The sequence below is a fragment of the Streptomyces sp. NPDC014864 genome (assembly GCF_043081525.1).
GTDB lineage: Bacteria > Actinomycetota > Actinomycetes > Streptomycetales > Streptomycetaceae > Streptomyces.
The window spans coordinates 215,028-240,557 of record NZ_JBIBWT010000005.1 but is presented as its reverse complement, the minus strand read 5'-3'; the positions used below and the strand labels follow the sequence as shown (position 1 = coordinate 240,557).

The following is a 25,530-nucleotide window of genomic DNA, read 5'->3' as shown; positions in this document are numbered from 1 at the left end:
CGGCTCCGCAAGATCTGTTCCCCCGCCGACCACGGTACGGCGACGGTCCGTCACGATGTGCGGCAACAGCGGAATTCGTACCGGCAGGTCACACCGGCGCACCGGCGTGCGCCCCCCCCCGCTGACGGATCAGTCCTCGTGGCCGAGCTGAAGATCCCGTTCCGTCCGTCCGCCGCCCGCCACCTGGAGCACGGTGGCCACCGGCGGGTACCCCGCCGCGATCACGGTGTACTCGCCGGAGGCCAGGTCGACGAACCGGAACGTTCCGTCGGGGCCGGTGGTGAGCGTGTCGACCACGTTGCCCGCGGCGTCCAGCAGAGTGACGCGCGCGTCCTCGACGGGCCGCCCGCCGGGGGCGCGAACCGTCCCGCGGAGCACGGCACCGCCCGCGAGTTCGACGTCCTGCCGGGTCTCCCGCGCGGCCTGCACGCCGACCGGGAGCGCGGCGGGGCGGAAGGCGTGCGCGCTGGCGGCGAGGGTGTACTCCCCCGCGACCAGTTCGGTGAGGACGTAGCCGCCGTCGCGTCCGCTGCGGGTGCCGGCGACGACCTCTCCGTGCACGTTGGTCAGCGTCACGGTGGCGTCCCGCACGGGGGTGCCGTCCGCGGTGCGCACACAGCCCGCGAGGCGTCCGGCGCCCCCGAGCACGACGTCGAGGTCGACGGGCCGCTCGCCGACGGTCACGCTCACCGCCTGCGGCTGGTGCCCGCCGGCCGCCGCGATCAGGACGTAGGCGCCGACGCCCGGGGTGGACAGCGCGTAGCGTCCGTCCTCGCCGCTCGCGCCCCGCCCGATCTGCTGCCCGGTCACGTCGATGAGGGTGAGTGCCGCGCGGGGGACGGCCGTGCCGTCGGCGTGCCGCACGGTGCCGCACACGGGGACGCCCGCGGGGACGCCGCCGGCGTACGCCGAACGGGCCTGCGGGACGGCGGTGTCGGCCTCGGCGGTCTCCGTCTCGGAGGCGGGGGTGTGGTGGGACACCAGGGGTTTCTCCTTGAGGAAGAAGGCGATGAGCAGACCGAGGACGAGCACCGGCACCAGGTAGAGGAAGATCCGCGGCATGGCGTCGGCGTACGCCTGGACGTAGGCGTCGCGCAGGGCCGGCGGCAGCGCGCGCACCCGCTGCGGGGTGATCGACTCGGGGTCGGGGAGCGCTGCCCCGGCGCGCGGGGGGAGGCGCGCGGCCAGGGCGTCGGTGAGCCGGCCGGCGAACAGGGTGCCGAAGACCGCGGCGCCGACGCTGCCGCCGATCTGCCGGAAGTAGTTGTTGGCGCTGGTGGCGGTGCCGAGGTCGGCGGGGCGCACGGAGTTCTGCACGGCCAGGACCAGGACCGGCATCACCAGGCCGATCCCGGCCCCGAGTACGGCCATCCACACGCTGTAGTGCAGCCGGGGGGTGTCGGTCCGGAGGCGGGAGAGCAGCCACATGCCGACGGCGGACAGGGCGCAGCCGAGGAGGGGGTAGGGCCGGTAGCGGCCGGTGCGGCTGATGAGCTGCCCCGAGGCGACGGACGCCACCACGATGCCGCCCATCATGGGCAGCATCAGCAGGCCCGACTCGGTGGCCGAGGCGCCGTCGACCATCTGGAGGAACGTGGGCAGATAGCCGGCGGCGCCGAACAGCGCGACACCGACCACGAGCCCGACCAGGGCGGTGACGTTGAAGACGGAGTCCCGGAACAGCCGTGGTGGGATGAGGGGTTCGGCGGCGGACCGCTCGGCGACGAGGAAAAGGGCGGCGCACAGGGCGGCGCCCGCGGCGAGACCGAGAATGACGCGCGAGTCCCAGGCGTACTCGGTGCCGCCCCAACTGGTCAGCAGCACCAGGCAGGTCGAGGCCCCCGCGAGCAGCACGGTGCCCGGCACGTCGAGGCGGCCCCGCGCCACCCGCCTCGGCAGCTTGAGCACCACGGTGACCACGGCGAGAGTCACCAGGCCGAAGGGGACGTTGATGTAGAAGCACCAGCGCCACGAGAGGTGGTCGGTGAAGTAGCCGCCGAGCAGCGGCCCCGCGACGGAGGCGAGGCCGAAGGCGGCACCGATGAGCCCCATGAACCGCCCGCGCCGCCGGGGCGGCACGATGTCCGCGATGATGGCCTGCACGCCGGTCATCAGCCCGCCCGCGCCGACGCCCTGGACGGCGCGGAAGGCGATCAGCTGGTCCATGGTCCGCGCCCGGCCGGCGAGCCCGGAGCCGACGACGAAGACGACGATGGCGAACTGGAAGACGCCCTTGCGGCCGAGGAGATCGCCGAGCTTGCCGTAGACCGGCAGACCGACGGTGGCGGTGAGCAGGTAGGCGGTGACGGCCCAGGACATCCGGTCCAGGCCGTGCAGCTCACCGACGATCTTCGGGAGCGCGGTGGCGACGATCATCTGCTCCAGCGCCGCGAGGAGCAGCGCGAGCATCAGCCCGACGAAGACCAGCCGCACCCGGCGGGGGTCGAGGCGGTCGGTCGGGGGCGGCGGGGCGAGGGGGACCTCCGGCGGCGCGAGGGCCGGTTCGTCCTGCACCAGAGTGATCCCGCCCACGTCGCCGCTCCCTCGTCACGCCTGCCGCACGATTTCCGCGTGAAGCGACAACTGCGGGCAAGCGCGACGAGTTACGGCACCGGGTCGGGTGCCAGGGAGATCCACTCGAACCGGTGAGGCACCAACGGGCCCTGGCGGCCGAGCCGTTGGAATCGTCGCACGACGGCCGGCGCCCGGTCCGGCCGCTCCCCCGCCCCGACCGCTCCCCCCCGGCCCGGACTACTTCTCGGTCTCGGCGGCGAGGTTGGCGAGCACGGCGTCGTAGATCCGGGCGAGGCCCTTGGGCGCGAAGGTGCGCTCGAAGAAGCCGCCGATGCCGCCGGCGCCGTTCCAGGCGGTCGTGACGACGACCCGCGAGCTGCCCTCACCGGCCGGGGTGACACGCCAGGTGGTGACCATCGAGGAGTTGCGGTCCTTCTCCACGAGCTCGCCGTCGGTGGGCTCGGTCACCTCCAGCAGGCAGTCGCGGATCCGCTTGCTGGTGGCCTGGAGCTTCCAGTGGACGAGGGTGCCCTCGCCATCGCCGCCCTCGCGCACCTCGTACTCGCTGAAGTGCTCGGGCAGCAGCCTCCCGCGGGTGCCGCTGTAATCGGCGAGGGCGTCGAACACCTTCTCCGCGTCCGCCGCGACGACCCGCTCCGTAGTGGCCTCGACCTGCGCCATCAGGTTCCTCCAGGGCATCCGTTCTCAAGGTCGGGACAAAGCCAACCACCCCGCTCCCCGGCCACCCAAATCGGGGTCGGCAAGTGACCGATCCAGGTGCGTTCGGCGATCGGGTACGACCCTCGCACGATCAAGCGAACTAATGTTCTATTCTGTGGGGCAGTGCTATCGAGGAGGCGTCATGCGCTGGGAGAACCTCACCGTGGACCCGGACCACCGCCGGGCCGACGCCGCGCTGTTCGGCGCGGACGCCGTGGTCACCACCACCGTCGACACGCCCGAGTTCCGCGGCATCACCTTCCACGAGATCCGGGCCCGCTCGATCATCAACCGGGTCCCGGGCGCCTCGCGGATGCCCTTCGAGTGGACGGTCAACCCCTACCGCGGCTGCTCGCACGCGTGCGTGTACTGCTTCGCCCGCAAGACGCACGGCTACCTGGACCTGGACACCGGCATCGGCTTCGACACCCAGATCGTGGTCAAGGTGAACGCGCCGGAGCTGCTGCGCCGCCAGCTGGCCTCGCGCCGCTGGCGGGGCGAGCACATCGCGATGGGCACCAATGTGGACTGCTACCAGCGCGCCGAGGGCCGCTACCGCCTGATGCCGGGCATCCTCACCGCCCTGCGCGACCACGCGAACCCCTTCTCGATCCTCACCAAGGGCACGCTGATCCTGCGCGATCTCGACCTGCTGAAGCAGGCCGCCGAGGTGACCGAGGTGGGCGTCTCGGTCTCCGTGGGCTTCACCGACCCCGAGCTGTGGCGCACCGTGGAGCCGGGCACGCCCGCGCCCCAGCGCCGGCTGGACGTCGTGCGCGTCCTCGGCGAGCACGGCATCGGCTGCGGTGTGCTGATGGCGCCGGTGATTCCCTTCCTGAGCGACCACCCGGCCCAACTGCGTGCCACGGTACGGGCGATCGCGGAGGCGGGGGCCACCTCCGCCACGCCGCTGGCGCTGCATCTGCGGCCCGGCGCCCGTGAGTGGTTCATGGCCTGGCTCGGGGAGCACCACCCCCATCTGGTGCGCCGCTACGAACGGCTCTACGCCGACGGCGCCTACGCCCCGAAGTGGTACCAGCGCCGGATCACCCGTCAGGTCCACGAGCTGGCCCAGGAGTACGGCATCGGGCCCGCTCGCGCGGAGATGCCGCGCCGCGTCCGCCCGTCCGGACCGGCATCCGAGCCGGAGACCGGCCGGACACCCGGGTCGGCGCCACCCTCGATGACCGAACCGACTCAACTCACCCTTCTTTGAGCTGATTCGAGGGCATACCACGACCCAATCGGGTCAAGAATTGTCGGAACGCGCTCTTCCGGCAGTGCCATCCGGGACGATGCGGCGAGGATCGCGAGACCCGCGGTCCGCAGCCTTTCCGTTCTGGGAGCACGCATGAGAAAACGCGCTGCCGTACTGTGCGGCGCCGCCGTCGTCGTGGCCGGATCGTTCACCGCCGTCCCCGCCGACGCGAGCACCACGCACTCCGCGGTCACCGCTCAGCCCGCCAAGGTGAGCTGGAAGAAGTGCGGCACCACCGAACACCCGACGCTCCAGTGCGGCACCCTGCGGGTGCCGCTGGACTACCGGCATCCGTCCGGACAGAAGATCACGCTGGCACTGTCCCGCGTCCCGCACACCGCCAAGACGTACCAGGGACCGCTGCTGGTGAACCCCGGCGGGCCGGGCGGCAGCGGTCTGTCGCTGGCCGGATTCGTCGCCTCCTCGCTGCCCAAGGCGGTCGCGGCCCAGTACGACGTGATCGGCTTCGATCCGCGCGGAGTGGGTGCGAGCAAGCCGGCCCTCGACTGCAAGCCGGGCTACTTCAAGCCGGTGCGCCCGGACTCGGTGCCGAGCACGCAGGCCGTCGAGAAGGCGAATCTCACCCGCGCCAAGTCCTTCGCCGCGGCCTGCGGCAAGAAGTACGCGAGCGTGCTGCCGTACATCGACACGGTCAGCGCCGCCACTGACATGGACTCCATCCGCAGGTCCCTCGGCGCCAAGAAGATCAACTACTTCGGCTACTCCTACGGCACCTACCTGGGCTCGGTGTACGCCAAGCTGTTCCCGGAGCGGGTGCGCCGGCTGGTGCTGGACTCCATCGTCGACCCGACCGGCGTCTGGTACGACGACAACATCCACCAGGACTACGCCTTCAACGACCGCCACCGCGCCTTCATGGCCTGGGTCGCCAAGTACGACGCGACCTACAAGCTGGGCACCGACCCGGCCAAGGTCGAGGCCAAGTGGTACGCGATGCGCGCGGCGCTCGCGAAGAAGCCCGCGGGCGGGAAGGTCGGCGCCTCGGAGCTGGAGGACACCTTCATCCCGGGCGGCTACTACAACGGCTACTGGCCTTCCCTCGCCCAGGCGTTCGCGGCGTACGTCAACGGCAAGAAGACCGGCCCGCTGGTGACGGCCTACAACAACATGGCCGCCGTCGACGCCTCGGGCGACAACGGCTACAGCGTCTACACCGCCGTGCAGTGCCGCGACGCCGCCTGGCCGCGCGACTGGAACCAGTGGCGCAAGGACAACTGGTCGGTGTACGCGAAGGCGCCGTTCATGGCCTGGAACAACGCCTGGTACAACGCACCGTGCGCGTTCTGGCCGACGAAGACGCTGCGCCCGGTGAACATCGCCAACGGCAAGCTGCCGCCGGTGCTGCTGTTCCAGGCGACCGACGACGCGGCCACCCCGTACGAGGGCGGTGTCACGGTGCACCATCTGCTGGCGCGCTCCAGCCTGGTCGTCGAGCAGGGCGGCGGCAACCACGGCATCACGCTGAGCGGGAACTCCTGCCTGGACAAGTACCTGTCGGCGTACCTGAGCAAGGGCACGGTGCCGCGCGGCCACCACGGCGACGCCGACGCGGTCTGCCAGAAGCTGCCCGACCCCAAGCCGGCGGCCGCGAAGACGACGGCGGCCTCCACGTCCGGGGCGGTCGCGCCGACGTCGGACTCCCCGCACGGTGCGACGCTGCACGGGCTGGTGGGCTTCCGCAACTGACGTACGTCCGAGGGCCCTTCGGGGCGGGGTGATCGGACTCGTGGTGCACCATGGACCCATGAGTCGTCCGACCGAAGTCCCCGCCCCCGAAGGGCTCGCCCGTGCCGGACGGTTCCGCCGGACCGCCCTTCGGGTCGAGGCCCTCGTGGTGGTGGGCCCATGACGCCCCCGCCCCCGCTCGTACGGGAGATGACGCTCGCCGACTGCGGCCCGGTGGCGGAGATCCGGGTGCGCGGCTGGCAGACCGCCTATCGGGGTCTCGTACCGCAGTCCCACCTCGACGCCCTCAGCGTGGAGCGGGACGCCGAAGTGCGCCGCACCCTCCTCACCCAAGACGCGGGCCGCGCGGTGAACCTGGTCGCCGTGGAGGCACCGCCGGGGCCGTCCGGGCGCTCGGGGAAGCACGGCGAGATCCTCGGCTGGGCCTGCCACGGACCCTACCGGGAGGGCGAAGTCCACACGGAGGACGCCGAGTTGTACTCCCTCTACGTGGCCCCGGGCCACTGGTCGGCGGGTGTCGGCCGGGCCCTCCTGCGGGAGTCGACGCGGCGCTGCGCGGCCGCGGGGCACCCGAGGATGCTCCTGTGGGTGCTCAAGGAGAACACCCGGGCCCGCCGGTTCTACGAGCGGGCCGGCTTCTGTCCCGACGGCGCCGAGGGGTCCTTCGAGGTGGACGGTGTCGCGGTGCCCGAGGTGCGGTACGCGCGTTCGCTGACGACCGTCGGCTGAGAGGCCGACGCGGGCCGGAGTCCGCGCCGAGCGGTCGCGAGGCGCCGTCAGCGCTGACGCGGGATGCGGGCCAGGGCGTGGGCCGCCGCTTCGGCGAGGGCCGGGTGGGCGAGGGCCTCGGTCAGGACGGGCCGGGCTCGGGCGTCGCCCAGCGAGCCGAGGCCCTCCACGCAGGCCAGGGCCACCCGCCGGTACGGGTCGTGCGGGCGCAGCCGGCGCTCCAGGGTGGTGATCAGCGCGGGCACGGCCTCGGGGGCGCGCAGCTCGGTCAGCAGGCGCACCGGGTGCAGCGCGTACGCCACGCGCAACTCGTTGGTGGCGAGGGCGGCCGCCGCGCGGGCGGTGCGGGGGTCGCCGAGGCGCGCCAGGGCGTAGGCGGCACCGGCGCAGCGCTGCGGGTCTCGGTGGTTGAGGAACAGCACGAGGGACTCGAAGGCGCGCCGGTCCCCCGTCAGCCCCAGCCGGAACGCGGCCAGTTCCCTGGCCCACAGCGGCTGCCCGGGTGCGGTGAGGACCTCGGCCAGTTCGTCCGGGTCCCCGGTCGCCACCAGATGCCCGTAGGCCGCCGAGTCGCCGGACTCCTGCCGTAAGCGCTCCGTGAGTGATCGCAACTCCTCGTCCACGAAACCCACCCTAGGGCCGTCGGGCGGTGCGCGGGACCTACATCACAAACTCGGGGGCTGGCGCGCTCGTTACCCGCGGGTTAAGCTCAGACGAGCGAGTTACCCCCTCGCACTTTCTCGCAGTGGCCTGGTGACGCAGCCACTGCGAGTGTTGTCGGTTCGGTGCCTCAGGTACCGCAGTACGACCCGGCTCCGGGACAGAGCCGGTCGGATTCCGCCGGACCCCCGGACGTGTGCGCGTCCGCGGCGACGGCACCGGGCGTGTGCGCTCGCAGCCCGGCAACACCCGCACTCCTTTCCGCACCCGGTGCGCCCCACGGCGCACCGGGTCGCTCTCCCAGTCGTCACCCTCATTTCTGGAGTCCCGCGATGGCCACTCCCCTCTCCGACACCTCCCTGTCCCCGCTGAAGACCGTCGCCGTCGTCGGCCTCGGCACCATGGGCACCGGCATCACCGAAGTCCTCGCCCGCGCCGGCCGCGAGGTCGTCGGCATCGACATCAGCGAGGCCGCGGCGGCCACCGCCGTCGCCGCCCTGGAGTCCTCCACCGCCCGCGCCGTCGAGCGCGGCCGCCTGACCGAGCGGGAGCGCGCGGACGTCCTCGCCCGGGTCCGCACCTCCACCGACCTCGGGGCGGCGGCCGACGCCGACCTGGTCATCGAGGTGGTGCCGGAGTCGTACGAGATCAAGCACCAGATCTTCCGGGAACTGGACGGCGTCGTGCGGCCCGGGACGATCCTGGCCACCGGCACCAACGCGCTCTCGGTGACCCGGCTGGCCGCCGACTCGGCGCGTCCGGAGCGGGTGCTGGGCCTGCACTTCTTCAACCCCGCGCCGGCGATGAAGCTGGTGGAGGTCGTCTCCTCCGTGCTGACCGCCCCGCAGGCCGTCCAGGCGGTCACCGACCTCGCCCTGGAACTGGGCAAGGAGCCCGTCGCGGTCGGCGACCGCCCCGGCTTCGTCGCCGACGGCCTGCTGTTCGGCTACCTCAACCAGGCGGCCGCGATGTACGAGGCGAAGTACGCCTCGCGCGAGGACATCGACGCCGCGATGCGGCTGGGCTGCGGCCTGCCGATGGGCCCGCTGGCGCTGCTGGACCTGATCGGCATCGACACCGCGCGCACCGTCCTGGAGGCCATGTACGCCGAGTCGCGCGACCGTCTCCACGCCCCGGCGCCGATCCTCAAGCAGCTCAGCGAGGCGGGCCTGACCGGCCGCAAGTCGGGCCGCGGCTTCTACACCTACGAGGCGCCGGGCGACGGCAGCGTCGTGCGGGACGCCCTCACCCCGCTCGACGGGGACAGCCTCACCCCAGGCCGTGCGGTCCGATCGGTGGGCGTCGCCGGCTCCGGCACCATGGCCTCCGGTATCGCCGAGGTCTTCGCCAAGGGCGGGTACGAGGTGGTCCTGGCCGCACGCAGCGCGGAGAAGGCGCAGGCCGCCAAGGCCCGGATCGGCAAGTCGCTGGCCCGCTCGGTCGACAAGGGCCGTATGACCGCGGAGGCCGCCGCGCAGGCCCTGGACCGGATCACCGCCACGGGCAGTTACGACGACTTCGCCGACGTCGACCTGGCCGTGGAGGCCGTCGCCGAGGACCTGCAGGTCAAGCAGCAGCTGTTCGCCACGCTGGACAAGGTCTGCAAGCCGGGCGCGGTCCTGGCCACCACCACCTCCTCGCTGCCCGTGGTCGCCTGCGCCCGCGCCACCTCGCGCCCGCAGGACGTGATCGGCATGCACTTCTTCAACCCGGCGCCGGCGATGAAGCTGGTCGAGGTGGTGCGCACGGTCCTGACGGCGGACGACGTCCACGCCACGGTCCGCGAGGTGTGCGGGCGGATCCGGAAGCACGCCGTCGACTGCGGCGACCGGGCCGGGTTCATCGTGAACGCGCTGCTGTTCCCGTACCTCAACAACGCGATCAAGATGGTGGAGGAGCACTACGCCTCCCTCGACGACATCGACGCCGCGATGAAGCTCGGCGGCGGCTACCCGATGGGCCCCTTCGAGCTGCTGGACGTCGTCGGCCTGGACGTCTCGCTGGCCATCGAGAAGGTCCTCCACCGCGAGTTCCGCGACCCGGGCCTGGCCCCGGCGCCGCTCCTGGAGCACCTGGTGGCCGCGGGCTGCCTCGGCCGCAAGACGGGCCGCGGCTTCCGCGAATATGCCCGGCGCTGACCGTCCCGGCGACTGGTTCCGAGGCGGGCGGGAGTGGGGCGGGCTGCTGGACCCGGCAGCCGCCCCGCCGCCCGCCGAGGACGGCGGAAGCCGGGGACATGCGCACCACGCTGCGCGGATGCAGTACGTTCGGGTCATGTCCCAGCCCGCCAAGTCCTCCCGCACACCAGCCACGCCCGACGCGCCGGAAAGTGCCGCAGGCTCTCGCGCCGCCGCCCAACGGCTCAAGATGCGCCGGGAACTGGCGGCCGCCGCGATGGAACTCTTCGCGACGAAGGGCTACGAGGCGACCACCGTCGACGAGATCGCGGCGGCGGCCGGTGTCGCCCGCCGCACCTTCTTCCGCCACTTCCGCTCCAAGGAAGAGGCGATCTTCCCGGACCACGACGACACCCTGATCCGCGCCGAGGCCGTCCTCAACGCCGCCCCGGCGCACGAGCACCCGCTCGACACCGTGTGCCGCGGCATCAAGGAGGTCATGCGGATGTACGCGGCCCGGCCGGAGATCTCGGTCGCCCGCTACAAGCTGACCCGCGAGGTGCCCACGCTGCGCGAGGCGGAGATCGCCTCCGTGGCCCGCTACGAGCGCCTCTTCACGCGCTACCTGCTCGGCCACTTCGACGAGCGGGCGCACGCCGACGACGCCAACGACGACCCGCTGCTCGCCGAGGTGGCCGCCTCAGCCGTGGTCACCGCGCACAACCACGTGCTGCGCCGCTGGCTGCGGGCGGGCGGCCAGGGGGACGTCGAGACGCAGCTGGACCACGCCTTCGCCATCGTCCGCAAGACCTTCGGCACCGGGATCGGCGCCGGCCGCACCACGGCCCCCGCGGCGGCCGAGGCGCCCCCCGCCGCCGTCTCCCAGCAGGGCGAGGTGCTGGTGGCGCTGGCCCGCACCGACGCGCCGCTGGACGAGGTGATGCGGACCATCGAGGAGGCGCTGAAGGAGCGCTGAGCCCCCTCCGCCGCACGCCGGGCGCTGTGATGACGGCCACCCCTCCGGGTGGCCGTTTTGGCATGTCAGGGGCCCTTTTCTGGGTGCTTCACGAGCTGATTCGATCGATCATCGCTCATTTGTTGCGTAAAGATTTCGCCTGAGCGAAAGTTCTGGCACTCAGTGCCTTGCGAGGTGACACGCGGTGTCATACGTTGAAGGAGTCCGGGCGGCCGGCGTGCAGAGACCGTACGCACGCCGGCTGTCCCAGCAAGCCAACGGCCTGCCCGCCCGGACGCCTGCGTCACAGGCACCTCCCGCGCCACAAAGCGCTGCCGAAGCACCACCCGCCGAACCGACGGCACACCCTCACCCAATCTCAGCAGCACCGACGTAACCCTCAGCGCCCCTCCCTCAGGGCGCACTTCGCCGGAGGCAACACCGTGACCGTGAAGGACATCCTGGACGCGATCCAGTCGTCGGACTCCACGTCCGCCGACTTCGCCGCCCTGCCGCTCCCCGAGTCGTACCGCGCGATCACCGTGCACAAGGACGAGACGGAGATGTTCGCGGGCATGCAGACCCGCGACAAGGACCCGCGCAAGTCGCTGCACCTGGACGAGGTGCCGCTGCCCGAGCTGGGCCCGGGCGAGGCCCTGGTGGCCGTCATGGCCTCCTCGGTCAACTACAACTCGGTGTGGACCTCGATCTTCGAGCCGCTGTCCACCTTCGGGTTCCTGGAGCGCTACGGGCGCACCAACGAGCTGGCCAAGCGCCACGACCTGCCGTACCACATCATCGGCTCCGACCTCGCGGGTGTCGTCCTGCGCACCGGCCCCGGCGTCAACGCCTGGCGGCCGGGTGACGAGGTCGTCGCGCACTGCCTGTCGGTCGAGCTGGAGTCGAGCGACGGCCACAACGACACGATGCTCGACCCCGAGCAGCGCATCTGGGGCTTCGAGACCAACTTCGGCGGCCTCGCCGAGATCGCCCTGGTCAAGTCGAACCAGCTGATGCCGAAGCCGGACCACCTCAGCTGGGAGGAGGCCGCCGCCCCGGGCCTGGTCAACTCGACCGCGTACCGGCAGCTGGTCTCCCGCAACGGCGCCGGCATGAAGCAGGGCGACAACGTGCTCATCTGGGGCGCGAGCGGCGGTCTCGGCTCCTACGCCACCCAGTTCGCGCTGGCCGGCGGCGCCAACCCGATCTGTGTCGTCTCCAGCGACCAGAAGGCCGACATCTGCCGGTCCATGGGCGCAGAGGCGATCATCGACCGCAACGCCGAGGGCTACAAGTTCTGGAAGGACGAGCACACCCAGGACCCGAAGGAGTGGAAGCGCTTCGGCAAGCGCATCCGCGAGCTCACCGGCGGCGAGGACATCGACATCGTCTTCGAGCACCCGGGCCGCGAGACCTTCGGCGCGAGCGTCTACGTCACCCGCAAGGGCGGCACCATCACCACCTGCGCCTCCACCTCGGGCTACATGCACGAGTACGACAACCGCTACCTGTGGATGTCCCTGAAGCGCATCATCGGCTCCCACTTCGCCAACTACCGCGAGGCCTGGGAGGCCAACCGCCTCATCGCCAAGGGCAGGATCCACCCGACGCTGTCCAAGGTGTACTCGCTGGAGGACACCGGCCAGGCCGCCCACGACGTGCACCGCAACGTCCACCAGGGCAAGGTCGGCGTGCTGTGCCTGGCCCCCGAAGAGGGCCTGGGCGTGCGCGACCAGGAGATGCGCGCCAAGCACATCGACGCCATCAACCGCTTCCGGAACATCTGAGCCACCGGAGGTCATAGATGACTGAGCGTCAGAAGGACCGGCCGTGGCTCATGCGCACGTACGCCGGTCACTCCACGGCCGAGGCGTCCAACGAGCTGTACCGGCGCAACCTCGCCAAGGGGCAGACGGGTCTGTCGGTGGCGTTCGACCTGCCGACACAGACCGGCTACGACTCCGACCACGTCCTCGCCCGCGGCGAGGTCGGCCGGGTCGGCGTGCCGGTCGCGCACCTCGGTGACATGCGCCGGCTGTTCCAGGACATCCCCCTGGAGCAGATGAACACCTCGATGACGATCAACGCCACCGCCATGTGGCTGCTGGCGCTCTACCAGGTCGTCGCCGAGGAGCAGGGCGCGGACATCACCAAGCTCCAGGGCACGACCCAGAACGACATCGTCAAGGAGTACCTCTCCCGCGGGACGCACGTCTTCCCGCCGGGACCGAGCCTGCGCCTGACGACGGACATGATCGCGTACACGGTCTCCCACATGCCGAAGTGGAACCCGATCAACATCTGCAGCTACCACCTGCAGGAGGCCGGGGCCACGCCGGTGCAGGAGATCGCGTACGCGATGTCCACCGCGATCGCCGTGCTCGACGCGGTGCGCGACAGCGGCCAGGTGCCGCAGGAGCGCATGGGCGACGTGGTCGGCCGTATCTCCTTCTTCGTCAACGCGGGCGTCCGCTTCGTCGAGGAGATGTGCAAGATGCGGGCGTTCGGCCGCATCTGGGACAGGATCACGCACGAGCGGTATGGCATCGAGAACCCCAAGCACCGTCGCTTCCGCTACGGCGTCCAGGTCAACTCCCTCGGGCTGACCGAGGCGCAGCCGGAGAACAACGTCCAGCGGATCGTGCTGGAGATGCTCGCCGTCACCCTCTCCAAGGACGCCCGCGCGCGGGCCGTGCAGCTGCCCGCCTGGAACGAGGCGCTGGGCCTGCCCCGCCCCTGGGACCAGCAGTGGTCGCTGCGCATCCAGCAGGTGCTCGCCTACGAGAGCGACCTGCTGGAGTACGAGGACATCTTCGAGGGCTCGAAGGTGATCGAGACGAAGGTGGAGGAGCTGGTCGCCCAGTCCCTCGCCGAGATCGAGCGCATCCAGGAGATGGGCGGCGCGATGGCCGCCGTGGAGTCCGGCTACCTGAAGTCGCAGCTGGTCGCCTCGCACGCCGAGCGCCGGGCCCGGATCGAGTCGGGCCAGGAGAAGATCGTCGGCGTGAACGCCTTCGAGGGCACCGAGCCCAACCCGCTCACCGCCGACCTGGACACCGCGATCCAGACGGTGGACCCGGCGGTCGAGGCCCGGGTCATCGAGTCCCTCCAGCACTGGCGCGACACCCGCTACCAGCCGCCCTTCAACCACCCGCGCCCCTGCAAGGCGCTGGAGCGGCTGAAGGAGGCGGCCAAGGGCACCGGCAACCTCATGGAGGCCACCCTGGAGTGCGCCCGAGCCGGCGTGACGACCGGCGAGTGGGCCGGGGCCCTGCGCGAGGTGTTCGGCGAGTTCCGGGCGCCGACCGGCGTGTCGTCCGCCCCGGTGGCCGTCGCCGCCGAGGAGGGCACCGGGCTGGCCCGGGTACGCCGCAAGGTGGATCTGACGGCGCGCGACCTCGGGGTCGGCAAGCTGCGCTTCCTGGTCGGCAAGCCGGGCCTGGACGGGCACTCCAACGGCGCCGAGCAGATCGCCGTGCGGGCCCGCGACGCCGGGTTCGAGGTGGTCTACCAGGGCATCCGGCTCACCCCGGAGCAGATCGTGGACGCGGCCCTCGCCGAGGACGTGCACGCGGTGGGCCTGTCCATCCTCTCCGGCTCGCACGCCCAGCTGGTGCCGGACGTGCTGGAGCGGCTCCGTGTGGCCGGTGCCACAGATATACCGGTGATCGCCGGTGGCATCATCCCGAATGGTGACGCCGAGCAGCTCAGGTCCGCCGGCGTGGCCGCCGTCTTCACCCCGAAGGACTTCGACATCACCGGGATCATCGGCCGCATCGTCGACGAGATCCGGAAAGCGAACAAGCTCGACCCCCTGGAGGTCCCCGCATGACCGCCCACCCGTCGCCCGCCACCGCCCTTCCGGCGGGCGGCTCCGCCGCGCACCCCTTCAATCGTCTCCGCCCGCGGCGCTCCTGCCTGGCCGTGCCGGGCTCGAACCCCCGCTTCCTGGAGAAGGCACAGGGTCTCCCCGCCGACCAGGTCTTCCTGGACCTGGAGGACGCGTGCGCGCCGCTCGCCAAGCCCGAGGCGCGGCACACCATCGTCAAGTTCCTCAACGAGGGCGACTGGACGGGCAAGACCAGGGTGGTGCGCGTCAACGACTGGACGACCGAGTGGACGTACCGCGACGTCGTGACGGTCGTCGAGGGCGCGGGGCAGAACCTCGACTGCATCATGCTGCCGAAGGTGCAGGACGCCCAGCAGGTCGTCGCCCTGGACCTGCTGCTGACGCAGATCGAGAAGACCATGGGCTTCGAGGTCGGCCGTATCGGCATCGAGGCGCAGATCGAGAACGCCCAGGGCCTCAACAACGTCAACGAGATCGCGCAGGCCTCCCCGCGCGTGGAGACGATCATCTTCGGCCCGGCCGACTTCATGGCCTCCATCAACATGAAGTCGCTGGTCGTGGGCGAGCAGCCGCCCGGCTACCCGGCTGACGCCTACCACTACATCCTGATGAAGATCCTGATGGCCGCCCGCGCCAACAACCTCCAGGCGATCGACGGCCCCTACCTCCAGATCCGCAACGTCGACGGCTACCGCGAAGTGGCCCAGCGTGCCGCGGCCCTCGGCTTCGACGGCAAGTGGGTGCTGCACCCGGGCCAGGTCGAGGCGTCCAACGAGATCTTCTCGCCGTCCCAGGAGGACTACGACCACGCCGAGCTGATCCTGGACGCGTACGAGTACTACACGTCCGAGGCGGGCGGCAAGAAGGGCTCCGCGATGCTCGGCGACGAGATGATCGACGAGGCCAGCCGCAAGATGGCCCTGGTCGTCTCCGGCAAGGGCCGCGCCGCCGGCATGCAGCGCACGTCGAAGTTCGAGATCCCGGAGGCCTGAGCGCGATGCAGTTCGGACGCACCTACGAGGAGTTCGAGGTCGGGGCGACGTACAAGCACTGGCCGGGCAAGACGGTCACGGAGTACGACGACCACCTGTTCTGTCTCCTCACCATGAACCACCACCCGCTCCACATGGACGTCAACTACGCCGGGAAGACGACGGACTTCGGCAAGAACGTCGTGGTGGGCAACTACATCTACTCGCTCCTGCTCGGCATGTCCGTGCCGGACGTCTCCGGCAAGGCGATCGCCAACCTGGAGATCGAGTCGCTCAAGCACGTGGCGCCCACCTTCCACGGGGACACGATCTACGGCGAGACGACGGTGCTCGACAAGTGGCCGTCGAAGTCGAAGAACGACCGCGGCATCGTCCACGTCGAGACCAAGGGCTACAAGCAGGACGGCACCCTGGTGTGCGTGTTCCGCCGCAAGGTGATGGTGCCGACCGAGACGTACATCAAGGAGCGCGGCGGCGAGCAGCCCGGCCGCCCGGAACCGAAGCAGCAGGAGAAGTAGGCCATGGCCCGTCTCGCCCAGACCGCCGGTCTGACCGACGTCCAGCAGGAGATCGTCTCCACCGTCCGGGACTTCGTGGACAAGGAGATCATCCCGGTCGCGACCGGGCTGGAGCACCGCGACGAGTACCCGCAAGCGATCGTCGACGGCCTGAAGGAACTCGGCCTGTTCGGTCTGATGATCCCCGAGGAGTACGGGGGTCTGGGCGAGTCCCTCCTGACGTACGCCCTGTGCGTGGAGGAGATCGCCCGCGGCTGGATGTCGGTGTCCGGCATCATCAACACCCACTTCATCGTGGCGTACATGCTCAAGCAGCACGGCACACAGGAGCAGAAGGACCACTTCCTGCCGAGGATGGCGGCCGGCGACATCCGCGGCGCCTTCTCGATGTCGGAGCCGGCCCTCGGCTCCGACGTGTCGGCGATCTCGTCGAAGGCGGTCAAGGACGGCGACGAGTACGTCCTGACCGGTCAGAAGATGTGGCTGACGAACGGCGGTACGTCCTCGCTCGTCGCCGTGCTGGTGCGAAGTGACGAAGGTCACCCCGAGGGCACCGCGCCCCACAAGTCCATGACCACCTTCCTGGTCGAGAAGGAGCCCGGCTTCGGAGAGGTCCGCCCCGGCCTCACCATCCCGGGCAAGATCGACAAGATGGGCTACAAGGGCGTCGACACCACCGAGCTGATCATGGATGGCCTGCGCATTCCGGCCGATCGGGTACTCGGCGGCGACACCGGCCGAGGTTTCTACCAGATGATGGACGGAGTCGAGGTCGGCCGCGTGAATGTGGCGGCCCGTGGCTGCGGCGTCGCGCAGCGTGCGTTCGAACTCGGCGTCCAGTACGCCCAGCAGCGCCACACCTTCGGCAAGCCGATCGCGCAGCACCAGGCGATTCAGTTCAAACTCGCGGAAATGGCCACCAAGGTCGAGGCCGCGCATGCGATGATGGTGAACGCAGCGCGCAAAAAGGACTCCGGTGAGCGAAACGACCTCGAGGCGGGGATGGCGAAGTACCTCGCCTCCGAGTACTGCAAGGAGGTCGTGGAGGACGCCTTCCGGATCCACGGCGGCTACGGCTTCTCCAAGGAGTACGAGATCGAGCGCCTCTACCGTGAGGCTCCGATGCTGCTCATCGGTGAGGGTACCGCCGAGATCCAGAAAATGATCATCGGCCGCAGGCTGCTCGAGGAGTATCGATTCCAGGGCTGAATGTCCCGCTTCGGGGTGTTTTCTTCGAGAAGAAGATCACACCCCGTCCGTGGCCTTCGGCCGCCGACTCGGTTGCTCGACTTACCCAGTTGTGGCCCTGAACCGCTACGATCGCCGGAAAGCCGCCGTCCCCCGTCAGAGCGCGGCATCATCCGCTACGAAGGTCATCCATGCCCCACAGCCAAACCTCTGCACCACGCGACAGCCGAGCCGGCGTACGCCTCGCGCGCGGAGCATCGCCGTGGCTTCTCCCGACCGTCGCCACAGCAGCCCTCAGCCTGGCCCGCGCCCGCCGCTCGGGTGCCGCCAAGGCCGTCGCCGTCCCCGCCACCGCGCTCGCCGCGGGGATGCTGTGGTTCTTCCGCGACCCCGAGCGCGAGATCGCCCAGGGCAGGGTCATCTCCCCCGCCGACGGCGTGGTGCAGAGCATCATGCCGTGGAAGGACGGCCGCACCCGCGTCGCGATCTTCATGAGCCCGCTGAACGTCCACGTCAACCGCGCCCCGCTGGCCGGCACGGTGACATCGGTCGAGCACGTCCCCGGTGGGTTCGTGCCGGCGTTCAACAAGGAGAGCGAGAACAACGAGCGGGTCGTCTGGCACTTCGACACCGAGCTCGGTGACATCGAGATGATCCAGATCGCCGGCGCGGTGGCCCGGCGCATCGTTCCGTACATCCCGCAGGGCACCAAGGTCGAGCAGGGCGACCGGATCGGTCTGATCCGCTTCGGCTCGCGCGTCGACCTCTACCTGCCGGAGGGTGTCGAGGTCGCGGTGGAGGTCGGCCAGAAGACGGTGGCTGGGGTGACTCGCATTGACCGTGATTGATCCAGACACCCAGACCGGCTGGGTGCCCGAGGCCGACGCCGCGGACGACGAGGAGGAGATGCCCCTCTCGCTGCGCCTGTCGATAGCGGACACCCTCACCCTCGGCAACGCCACGTGCGGCTTCATGGCGGTGTACTTCACCACCACCGGGATCCTGATCCCGCACCTCACGGGCAGCCAGGAGTCGGGCATGGCCCGGCACAGCGCCGCCACGGCGGTCATCCTGATGCTGTGCGCGGCGGTCTTCGACCTCTTCGACGGCCTCGTCGCCCGGAAGCTGCGCTCGTCGCCGATGGGCGCGGAGCTGGACAACCTCTCCGACCTGATCAGCTTCGGCCTGGCGCCGGCGTACTTCGTCCTGGTCTACGGCATGGTCGCCGACGACGCCCACCAGCGGGTGGCCGCGCTCGGCGCGATCGTGGTGCTGCTGGCCGTGGTGCTCCGGCTCGCGCGGTTCAGTTGCGTGACGATGAAGGACGGCATCTTCCAGGGCATGCCCTCGCCGTTCGGCGCGCTGACGGTGGTCTCCATCGTGCTGCTGGAGCTGCCCTTCGTGGCGACGCTGCTGGCCATCCTGGGCATCGCGTGGCTGATGGTGAGCCGCGTGGAGTACCCGAAGCCGCGGGGCCGCCTGGCGGTCGCGATGCTGTCGTGGATCGTGCTGTCCATGGGCCTGCTGGCGGCCTGGGCCTTCGACGCCCCGAGCGGACAGCTGCTGCTGCAGACGGGCTGCGCGCTCCAGCTGGTGATGGGCGCGGTGATCCCGCTGTTCGCCACGGCGCGCCGGGTGCACCACTTCCGCGACAACCGGCGTGAGGCGCGGGCGGCGCAGCTGCCGTAGACGGTCGCCGCCGTCGGCAGACGAGCGAGGGGCCCCGAACCGTTCGGACACCGATGGCGTCCGTTCGGTTCGGGGCCCCTCGTCCTTGCGCGTCGCCGCTCACCGGGGGCGGTCCGGGCGACGCGGGGCGCTCAGCGCAGATGGTCGTGGGCGAGGCGCTCCGCGACGCTTTCCAGGATCGGGCCCGCCTGCGCGATGCAGCGGGAGACGTCCGGCTCGGTCTCCGTCAGGGGGTACGCGCGGCTGATCCCGGCGCGGGCGAGTGCCTCCGGTGCCAGGGTCAGCCGCCCGCACACCGCGACGACCTCCTTGCCGGCCGCCCGCGCGGCCGCGGCGACCCCGGCCGGTGCCTTCCCGTGCAGGGTCTGCTCGTCCAGCGACCCCTCCCCCGTGATCACCAGGGTCGCCCGCTCAAGAGCGGGCGCGAAGCCGAGCACCTCCAGCATGACCTCGATGCCGGGCCGGAAGCGGGCCCCGAGGAGCAGCGCGCCGTACCCGATGCCCCCGGCGGCTCCCGCGCCCGGCGCGACGGCGTACCGCGCCGCCCGGTCCCCGGCCGCCTCCTCCAGCACCTTCGCGTAGTGCGCGAGCGCCGCGTCGAGTGCCGCCACGTCGTCCGGGGAGGCCCCCTTCTGCGGCCCGTACACCGCCGGCGCCCCCTGCGGGCCGGTCAGCGGGTTGTCCACGTCGCTGGCGAGCACCAGCTCGACCGAGGCGAGCCGCGGGTCCAGGCCGGACAGATCCGCCCGGGCGAGCGCCGCGAGCCCTCCGCCCCCGGGCGCCACCGGCTCCCCCTCGGCGTCCAGGAACCGCGCCCCGAGCGCGGAGAGCATCCCCGCGCCCCCGTCCGTCGTCGCGCTCCCGCCGACACCGAACACGACGGTGCGGGCGCCCGCGTCCAGCGCGGCCCGCAGCAGCTCTCCGGAGCCGTACGTGGAGGCCGTGAGCGGCGCGAGGACGCCCACCGGCAGCCGCTGCAGCCCGCTGGCCTCCGCCATCTCCACCACCGCCGTGTCGCCGCGCAGCGCGAACGCGGCCGTCACCTCGTGCCCGAGGGGCCCGGCGACCCGTACCTCCCGCCGCTCGAACCCGGCCGCGACCGCCGCGTCGACGGTTCCGTCGCCGCCGTCGGCGACCGGCAGCGCCTCCACCTCGACGTCCGGCACGACCCGGCGCAGTCCGGCCGTCACGCGCCGTGCGACCTGCACGGCGGTCAGCGACCCCTTGAACTTGTCCGCGGCAATCAGCACCCGTCGTGCCGTCTCCGGTCCGCACACCGCAGCGTCCGTCACCTTGCCATCCCCTTGCTCTTCGGGCCCCGCGCACGTCGGGGCCGGTCGCGCCGCTGCGACCATAGCCGCAGACCGTCCCCGCCGTCATGCCCCGCCCGGACGGTGGGCAGGCGGTGCGCGCCGGCCGGGTCCGACCCGCCCGCCTCCCGCGCGACCGCCGCAGGAATGGGTACTCCTCCCCCATGACCCCTGTGCGCACCGAGCCGGAGCCCACGCTCGCCGACCGCGTCCTCGGAGGCTGGCTGGGCCGGATCGCGGGCAACATGCTCGGCAAGCCGGTCGAGCAGGGCGAGGTGTGGACGCGCGAGCGCATCGACCGCTATCTGCGGCAAGCCGGCGCGCTGCCGCTCACCGACTACCTCCCCGAACCGTCGGACGGCACCGACGGCCCCGCGCTGCGCCCCGAGTGGCGCGACTGCGTCCGCGGCCGCGTCCACGGGAGCTGCCGCGACGACGACGTCGACTACACGGTCCTCGGCCTGGACCTGCTGGAGACCCACGGCTTCGCGTTCAGCACCGAGCAGGCCGGGGAGCTGTGGCTGCTGCGGCTGCCGTACCTGCAGACGTTCACCGCCGAACGGGCCGCGTACCGCAATCTGGCCAGTGGGCTGAAGCCGCCGCTGACCGCCACCTACGACAATCCGTACCAGGAGTGGATCGGGGCCCTGATCCGCGCCGACATCTACGGCTGGACCAGCCCCGGCGACCCGCGCCGCGCCGCCCTGCTCGCCCGCCGGGACGCGGTGCTGTCGCACACCGGCAACGGCGTGTACGGCGCGATGTGGGCGGCGGCCCTGATCGCGGCGGCGTTCACCGCCCCGGCCGTGCGCGACGCCGTGGACACCGCGCTCACGGTGATCCCGGCGAGCAGCCGCCTGGCCCGCACCGTACGCCGGGTCGCCTCCCTGCACGAGACGCACCTGCCGTGGGAGGACACGCTCGCCACGCTCGCGGAGGAGACGGCGGGCCTCGGCTGGATCCACACGGTCCCGAACGCGGCCGTCCTCACGGCCGGTCTGCTGTACGGCGACGGCGACTTCACCCGCACCCTCGCGCTCACCGTCCGCGGCGGCCTGGACACCGACTCCAACGGCGCGACGGCCGGTTCCGTGGCGGGCGTCCTGACCGGGGCAAAGGCGATTCCCGCGCAGTGGAAGGACCCGCTGGAGGACACGGTCCGCAGCGCGGTCTTCGGCTTCGACCGCGCCCGTATCAGCGACCTCGCGGACCGGACCCTGCGCCTGGTGGAGGCGGGGGCGCGGGCCGACGCCGCGTCCGGGGCCGGGGAGGAGGCCGGGGCTCCGGGACGTGCGGCGAGGGCCGGCGGTGGGGTCGCCGCGGCGACCGCGGCCCGCGGCGGCCGGCCTGGATACCCTTCCTGATTGACTTCCTCCCCTGCCTAAGGGCGGGAGATTCCAACCCTCGCGGGTTGGGCTTCCTGCTTCACCGACCGCCGCCCCGTCCGGGAGGACTCCCGTTGAGGTCTTACACCGTCTCCACAGGCAGAGGCCGCCAGCCCGGCGGCCAGGATGTTGCGTGCCGCGTTCACGTCGCGGTCATGCACAGTGCCGCAGTCGCACGTCCACTCACGGACGTTCAGCGGCAGCTTCTCGCGAACCGTGCCGCAGTTCCCGCACAGCTTCGAGCTGGGGAACCAGCGGTCGATCACCACGAGTTCGCGCCCGTACCAGGCGCACTTGTACTCCAGCATGGAGCGCAGGTCCGTCCACGACGCGTCGGAGATGGCGCGCGCGAGCCGGCCGTTCTTCAGCAGGTTGCGGACGGTGAGGTCCTCGATCACGACCGTTTGGTTCTGACGGACGAGCCGAGTCGACAGCTTGTGCAGGAAGTCCCGGCGCCGGTCGGCGATCCGGGCGTGGACGCGAGCGACACCCTTACGGGCCTTCTCCCGGTTCGTCGACCCCTTCGCCTTGCGGGACAGTTTCCGCTGGGCCTTGGCTAGGCGTGCGCGGTCGCGCCGCTCGTGCTTCGGCTTGGCAATCTTCTCACCGGTCGACAGGGTCACGAGTGTCGTTACGCCCACGTCGATTCCGACAGCGTTCGACGTGGCCGGAGCCGGAGCGATGCGGTCATCGCACAACAAGGACACGAACCACCGCCCCGCGCTGTCGCGGGACACGGTCACCGTGGTCGGCGCCGCGCCCTCCGGCAGCGGGCGCGACCAGCGGATGTCCAGCGGCTCGGACATTTTCGCCAGCGTCAGCTTGCCGTCACGCCACTTGAAAGCACTGCGGGTGTACTCGGCCGACGCCCGGGACTTCTTCCGGGACTTGAACCGCGGGTACTTGGCGTGCTTGGCGAAGAAGTTCCCGAACGCCGTCTGCAAGTGCCGGAGCGCCTGTTGGAGCGGGACGGAGGACACTTCGGCGAGGAACCCCAGTTCTACCGTCTTCTTCCACTCCGTCAGCGCCGCGGACGACTGCACGTAGGAGATGCGGCGCGCCTCGCCGTACCACGCCCGGGTGCGCTCCTCCAGCGCCTTGTTGTACACGAGGCGGACGCAGCCGAACGTGCGGGACAGCTCTGCTGCCTGCCCGCTCGTGGGGTAGAAGCGGTACTTGAACGCCCGCTTGACCTGCTGCGGCATGCCTCACATCCTATCAGTTTCCCTGTGAGCATGTTCGTTGCGAGGATGGCGCAGCGGTCTCCACCGCTGCGCGGCTCCGCCCCGAGGATGCGTTTCCTCCCCGCCCTGAAGGACGGGGTTTCCACGCAAGGAGAACTTGATGACCACTGCCGACTTCGCCACGTACATCGCGGGCCTCCCCCGCATCCTCGCCGGAGCCGCCGCCCTCTTCCGCGACGCGGACGGGCGGGTGCTGCTCGTCGAGCCCAACTACCGAGACGGATGGGCGCTGCCGGGCGGCACGATCGAGTCCGACGACGGGGAGACCCCGCGCCAGGGCGCGCGCCGCGAGACGCTGGAGGAGATCGGCCTGGACCGCGAGCTCGGGCGGCTGCTCGCGGTGGACTGGGTGCACGGCACGGGCCGCCCGCCGCTGGTGGCGTACCTCTACGACGGTGGGATCCTCGGCGAGGAGGAGTTCAAGGCGATCCGCCTGCAGGAGGAGGAGCTGCTGTCCTGGCGGCTGGTCCCGCGCGACGAACTCGCCTCGCACCTCCCGGGCGCGCTGGGCCGCCGGGTGCTGACCGCCCTCGACGTGCTCGCCGCGGGCTCGGGCACGGCGGAACTGGAGAACGGCCACCGCGTCGGCTGACCCGACCGGCCCGGTGCTCCGGGCCGGCCGTCGGAGGACGGGCCTCGGAGGACGGGCCCTCGGAGGACGGGCCGCCGGGACACGGGCCGTCAGAAGGCGGCCGCTCCCCGCTCGAAGTCCAGCAGGCGGCGCTTGCGGTCGAGGCCGCCGCCGTAGCCGGTGAGGCTGCCGTCGGCGCCGACCACGCGGTGGCAGGGGACGATGACGCCGATCGGGTTCCTGCCGTTGGCGAGGCCGACCGCGCGGGAGGCGCCGGGGTTGCCGAGAACCTCGGCCAGATCGCCGTAGGAGAGCGTCCGGCCGTAGGGGATGGAGCGCAGTCGCTCCCAGACGCGGCGCTGGAACGGGGTGCCGTCCAGGCGGAGTTCGAGGGTGAACTCGGTCAGCCGGCCCGCGAAGTAGGCCTCCAGCTGCTCCTCGGCCGCGTCGAAGGCGGCGAGCCGGGCGCGTTCGCCGAAGGTCTCCTCGGCCGGGCGGTGCCGCTGGCCGGCCATGTACAGGCCGCTGAGGACACCGTCGTCGGCGACGAGGGTGAGGGGGCCGTAGGGGCTGTCGATCACGGTGTGCTGCTTCACGGAACGTCCTCAGACGGGAAGGAAGTTGATCGGGTGGTCGCCGGTCGCCCAGAGGTACTGGACGGCGTAGGCGCGCCAGGGCCGCCAGGCGGCCGCCCGGGCGGTCAGCGCCGCCGGGGTCGACGGCAGGCCCAGCTCCTCGGCGGCGCGCCGGACGCCGAGGTCGGTGGGGAGAAAGGCGTCGGGGTCGCCGAGCGCGCGCATGGCGATGGCGTCCACCGTCCAGGGACCGAAGCCGGGCAGCGCCAGCAGCCGGGCGCGGGTCTCCCGCCAGTCGCTCTCCACCCCCAAGTGGATCTCGCCGTGGGCGAGTTGTCCGACGAGTGTGGTGAACGTGGTGCGCCGGGTGCGGGGCATCGCCAGCGACGCGGGGTCGAGGGCGGCCAATGCCTCGGGGGCCGGGAACAGGTGGGTGAGGCCGCCCTCCGGGTCGTCCACCGGCTCGCCGTGCGCGGCGACCAGGCGGGCCGCGTGGGTGCGGGCGGCGGCCGTGGACACCTGCTGGCCGAGCACGGCCCGTACGGCGAACTCGGCCTCGTCGACGGTGCGCGGTACCCGGCGGCCCGGGGCCTTGTCGACCAGGGGTGCGAGGACCGGGTCCGTGCGCAGCTGGTCGTCGATCGCGACGGGGTCGGCGTCCAGGTCGAGCATCCGGCGGCAGCGGCTGATGGCGACCGGCAGGTCCCGCAGGTCGCTCAGGGTGAGGCGGCAGGCGATGTGGTCCGTCGCCGGTGTCAGCGCCGCGATCCCGTGCCCGTAGGGCAGGCGCAGGGTCCGGCGGTAGGCGCCGTCGCACCACTCCTCCACGCCCGGTACGGCGGTGGCCGCGAGGTGGCCGAAGAGGTTGTCCGGGTTGAGGGGGGCGCGGAACGGCAGGCGCAGGGAGAGGGCGCCGGGGGTGCCCGGCGCGGGCGTCCCGGGTGGCGTGGCGGCGCTCCGCCGCGGCACGCGGGAGCGCAGTGCGCTGGGTGACAGGGCGAAGACCTCGCGCACGGTGTCGTTGAAGGTGCGGATCGACGAGAAGCCCGCGGCGAAGGCGATCTCCGCCATCGGCAGGGCGGTGGTCTCGATCAGCAGCCTCGCGGTCTGGGCGCGCTGGGCCCGGGCGAGCGCGAGCGGTCCGGCGCCGACTTCGGCGAGCAGCTGGCGCTCGATCTGGCGGGTGCTGTAGCCGAGGCGGGCGGCCAGGCCCGGCACGCCGTCGCGGTCCACGACGCCGTCGGCGATCAGCCGCATGGCGCGGGCCACGAGGTCGGCGCGCCGGTTCCACTCGGGTGAGCCGGGACTGGTGTCGGGGCGGCAGCGCTTGCAGGCCCGGAACCCGCCCTGCTGGCAGGCGGCCGCGCTCGGGTGGAAGACCATGTTCTCGGGCTTCGGCGGCACCGCGGGGCAGCTGGGCCGGCAGTAGATCCGGGTGGTCAGGACGGCGGTGAAGAACCATCCGTCGAACCGTGCGTCCTTGGACTGGACGGCGCGTACACAGCGCTCCCGGTCGGTGTGCATCCCGTTCTGCATGAATCCAGCATC

General features: G+C 71.6%; 21 protein-coding genes. 14 read left to right on the top strand and 7 right to left on the bottom strand.

Annotation, left to right across the window (positions count from 1 at the left end):
• Nucleotides 1-129: 129 nt before the first annotated feature.
• Both ACF1A5_RS11605 and ACF1A5_RS11600 read right to left on the bottom strand, forming a co-directional pair.
• Nucleotides 130-2,532 (bottom strand): MFS transporter, encoded by a 2,403-nt coding sequence (locus tag ACF1A5_RS11605; RefSeq protein ID WP_392192639.1) that lies wholly within the window; start codon nucleotides 2,530-2,532, stop codon nucleotides 130-132.
• 219 nt (nucleotides 2,533-2,751) lie between these two features.
• Nucleotides 2,752-3,195 carry an SRPBCC family protein gene (locus ACF1A5_RS11600; RefSeq protein ID WP_392192638.1) on the bottom strand — a complete coding sequence of 148 codons (444 nt, stop codon included), beginning with the start codon at nucleotides 3,193-3,195 and terminating at the stop codon, nucleotides 2,752-2,754.
• A gap of 181 nt (nucleotides 3,196-3,376) precedes the next feature.
• Between ACF1A5_RS11600 and ACF1A5_RS11595 the strand changes: the two genes are divergently transcribed.
• The 3 genes from ACF1A5_RS11595 (at nucleotide 3,377) to ACF1A5_RS11585 (ending at nucleotide 6,928) form a co-directional block, all read left to right on the top strand.
• Nucleotides 3,377-4,450 (top strand): Rv2578c family radical SAM protein, encoded by a 1,074-nt coding sequence (locus ACF1A5_RS11595; protein ID WP_392192637.1) that lies wholly within the window; start codon nucleotides 3,377-3,379, stop codon nucleotides 4,448-4,450.
• Nucleotides 4,451-4,585: 135 nt separating this feature from the next.
• Nucleotides 4,586-6,199, top strand: coding sequence for an alpha/beta hydrolase (locus tag ACF1A5_RS11590; RefSeq protein ID WP_392192636.1), 1,614 nt, complete (start codon nucleotides 4,586-4,588; stop codon nucleotides 6,197-6,199).
• Nucleotides 6,200-6,358: 159 nt separating this feature from the next.
• Nucleotides 6,359-6,928, top strand: a complete 570-nt coding sequence (locus ACF1A5_RS11585) for a GNAT family N-acetyltransferase (protein ID WP_392192635.1) — start codon at nucleotides 6,359-6,361, stop codon at nucleotides 6,926-6,928.
• A gap of 47 nt (nucleotides 6,929-6,975) precedes the next feature.
• Here the strand turns inward: ACF1A5_RS11585 and ACF1A5_RS11580 are convergent, their stop codons facing one another.
• Nucleotides 6,976-7,551 carry an adenylosuccinate lyase gene (locus ACF1A5_RS11580; protein ID WP_392192634.1) on the bottom strand — a complete coding sequence of 192 codons (576 nt, stop codon included), beginning with the start codon at nucleotides 7,549-7,551 and terminating at the stop codon, nucleotides 6,976-6,978.
• Nucleotides 7,552-7,920: 369 nt separating this feature from the next.
• Here ACF1A5_RS11580 and ACF1A5_RS11575 point away from each other — a divergent pair, with 369 nt between their 5' ends.
• The 9 genes from ACF1A5_RS11575 to pssA all read left to right on the top strand — a co-directional run bounded on the left by ACF1A5_RS11575 (nucleotide 7,921) and on the right by pssA (nucleotide 18,897).
• Nucleotides 7,921-9,726 carry a 3-hydroxyacyl-CoA dehydrogenase family protein gene (locus ACF1A5_RS11575; RefSeq protein ID WP_392192633.1) on the top strand — a complete coding sequence of 602 codons (1,806 nt, stop codon included), beginning with the start codon at nucleotides 7,921-7,923 and terminating at the stop codon, nucleotides 9,724-9,726.
• Nucleotides 9,727-9,862: 136 nt separating this feature from the next.
• Nucleotides 9,863-10,681 (top strand): TetR family transcriptional regulator, encoded by an 819-nt coding sequence (locus ACF1A5_RS11570; RefSeq protein WP_392192632.1) that lies wholly within the window; start codon nucleotides 9,863-9,865, stop codon nucleotides 10,679-10,681.
• Between the two features lie 428 nt (nucleotides 10,682-11,109).
• Complete coding sequence (gene ccrA / locus ACF1A5_RS11565; protein ID WP_392192786.1) at nucleotides 11,110-12,447, top strand: crotonyl-CoA carboxylase/reductase; 1,338 nt, start codon at nucleotides 11,110-11,112, stop codon at nucleotides 12,445-12,447.
• Between the two features lie 17 nt (nucleotides 12,448-12,464).
• Nucleotides 12,465-14,492 (top strand): protein meaA, encoded by a 2,028-nt coding sequence (locus tag ACF1A5_RS11560; RefSeq protein ID WP_392192631.1) that lies wholly within the window; start codon nucleotides 12,465-12,467, stop codon nucleotides 14,490-14,492.
• Nucleotides 14,489-15,502, top strand: coding sequence for an HpcH/HpaI aldolase/citrate lyase family protein (locus tag ACF1A5_RS11555; RefSeq protein ID WP_392192630.1), 1,014 nt, complete (start codon nucleotides 14,489-14,491; stop codon nucleotides 15,500-15,502). The genes ACF1A5_RS11560 and ACF1A5_RS11555 overlap by 4 nt, the downstream gene beginning before the upstream one ends.
• Nucleotides 15,503-15,507: 5 nt before the next feature.
• On the top strand, nucleotides 15,508-16,020 hold the full coding sequence (locus ACF1A5_RS11550; protein ID WP_392192629.1) for a MaoC family dehydratase: 513 nt from the start codon (nucleotides 15,508-15,510) through the stop codon (nucleotides 16,018-16,020).
• Between the two features lie 3 nt (nucleotides 16,021-16,023).
• Nucleotides 16,024-17,229, top strand: coding sequence for an acyl-CoA dehydrogenase family protein (locus ACF1A5_RS11545; RefSeq protein WP_392192628.1), 1,206 nt, complete (start codon nucleotides 16,024-16,026; stop codon nucleotides 17,227-17,229).
• Nucleotides 17,230-17,399: 170 nt separating this feature from the next.
• Complete coding sequence (locus ACF1A5_RS11540; protein ID WP_392192627.1) at nucleotides 17,400-18,056, top strand: phosphatidylserine decarboxylase; 657 nt, start codon at nucleotides 17,400-17,402, stop codon at nucleotides 18,054-18,056.
• 22 nt (nucleotides 18,057-18,078) lie between these two features.
• The gene (gene pssA / locus ACF1A5_RS11535) at nucleotides 18,079-18,897 is read left to right on the top strand and encodes a CDP-diacylglycerol--serine O-phosphatidyltransferase (protein ID WP_356184103.1); all 819 of its coding nucleotides are present in this window, start codon (nucleotides 18,079-18,081) and stop codon (nucleotides 18,895-18,897) included.
• 131 nt (nucleotides 18,898-19,028) lie between these two features.
• Here the strand turns inward: pssA and ACF1A5_RS11530 are convergent, their stop codons facing one another.
• Nucleotides 19,029-20,147 (bottom strand): glycerate kinase, encoded by a 1,119-nt coding sequence (locus tag ACF1A5_RS11530; protein WP_392192785.1) that lies wholly within the window; start codon nucleotides 20,145-20,147, stop codon nucleotides 19,029-19,031.
• Nucleotides 20,148-20,371: 224 nt separating this feature from the next.
• Between ACF1A5_RS11530 and ACF1A5_RS11525 the strand changes: the two genes are divergently transcribed.
• Nucleotides 20,372-21,571 (top strand): ADP-ribosylglycohydrolase family protein, encoded by a 1,200-nt coding sequence (locus ACF1A5_RS11525; protein ID WP_392192626.1) that lies wholly within the window; start codon nucleotides 20,372-20,374, stop codon nucleotides 21,569-21,571.
• Between the two features lie 17 nt (nucleotides 21,572-21,588).
• Here ACF1A5_RS11525 and ACF1A5_RS11520 read toward each other — a convergent pair whose 3' ends face one another.
• On the bottom strand, nucleotides 21,589-22,797 hold the full coding sequence (locus ACF1A5_RS11520) for an RNA-guided endonuclease InsQ/TnpB family protein (protein ID WP_392192625.1): 1,209 nt from the start codon (nucleotides 22,795-22,797) through the stop codon (nucleotides 21,589-21,591).
• A gap of 136 nt (nucleotides 22,798-22,933) precedes the next feature.
• Between ACF1A5_RS11520 and ACF1A5_RS11515 the strand changes: the two genes are divergently transcribed.
• Complete coding sequence (locus ACF1A5_RS11515) at nucleotides 22,934-23,428, top strand: NUDIX domain-containing protein (protein ID WP_392192624.1); 495 nt, start codon at nucleotides 22,934-22,936, stop codon at nucleotides 23,426-23,428.
• Nucleotides 23,429-23,517: 89 nt separating this feature from the next.
• On the opposite strand, the gene ACF1A5_RS11510 is transcribed toward ACF1A5_RS11515, so the two are convergent.
• The gene (locus tag ACF1A5_RS11510) at nucleotides 23,518-24,003 is read right to left on the bottom strand and encodes a methylated-DNA--[protein]-cysteine S-methyltransferase (protein WP_392192623.1); all 486 of its coding nucleotides are present in this window, start codon (nucleotides 24,001-24,003) and stop codon (nucleotides 23,518-23,520) included.
• A 9-nt stretch (nucleotides 24,004-24,012) separates the two neighbouring features.
• Complete coding sequence (locus tag ACF1A5_RS11505) at nucleotides 24,013-25,518, bottom strand: AlkA N-terminal domain-containing protein (RefSeq protein WP_392192622.1); 1,506 nt, start codon at nucleotides 25,516-25,518, stop codon at nucleotides 24,013-24,015.
• Between the last annotated feature and the right edge of the window lie 12 nt (nucleotides 25,519-25,530).